Source organism: Bradyrhizobium sp. AS23.2 (genome assembly GCF_001908185.1).
Lineage (GTDB): Bacteria > Pseudomonadota > Alphaproteobacteria > Rhizobiales > Xanthobacteraceae > Bradyrhizobium.
Genome location: NZ_LGHM01000424.1, coordinates 1 through 599, shown reverse-complemented (window position 1 = coordinate 599; position 599 = coordinate 1). Strand labels below are relative to the sequence as shown.

The 599-nt window shown below is 60.6% G+C and carries 1 protein-coding gene; it reads left to right on the top strand.

What is annotated here, in order from left to right; genetic code table 11:
- Window positions 1–599: DDE-type integrase/transposase/recombinase (locus AC630_RS42670; RefSeq protein ID WP_143198800.1), on the top strand; the 599-nt coding region annotated here is incomplete at both ends.

Below are 599 nucleotides of genomic sequence, written 5' to 3'. Positions count from 1 at the left end.
CCGCGGACGAGTTCAAGGACAAGACCACCGCCATCAATCAGCTTTGGCAGACCGACTTCACCTACCTCAAGATCACCGGCTGGGGTTGGTACTATCTGTCGACCGTGCTCGACGACTTCTCGCGCGACATTGTGGCCTGGAGATTGGGGCCGACGATGTGCGCCTCCGACGTCACGGCTACGCTCGACCAGGCGCTCGCAGCTTCCGGCCTCGACCACATCACCGTCGCGCAGCGCCCGCGGCTTCTGAGCGACAATGGATCGAGTTACGTCGCGGATGATCTGGCCACGTGGCTCAAGGGCAAAGACATGCAACATGGGCGCGGGGCTCCGTATCATCCCCAGACCCAAGGCAAGATCGAGCGCTGGCATCAGACGCTGAAGAACCGCATCATGCTCGACAACTATTATCTACCCGGCGACCCCGAACGGCAGATCGGCGCCTTTGTCGAGCACTACAATCACGCCAGCTTCCATGAGAGCATCGACAACCTCACGCCCGCCGACGTCTACTTTGGCAGAGCCGAGACAATCCTGGCCGAACGTCAGCGCATCAAGCACGACACCATCGCAAATCGTCGCTTGCAGCATCGACTGCAG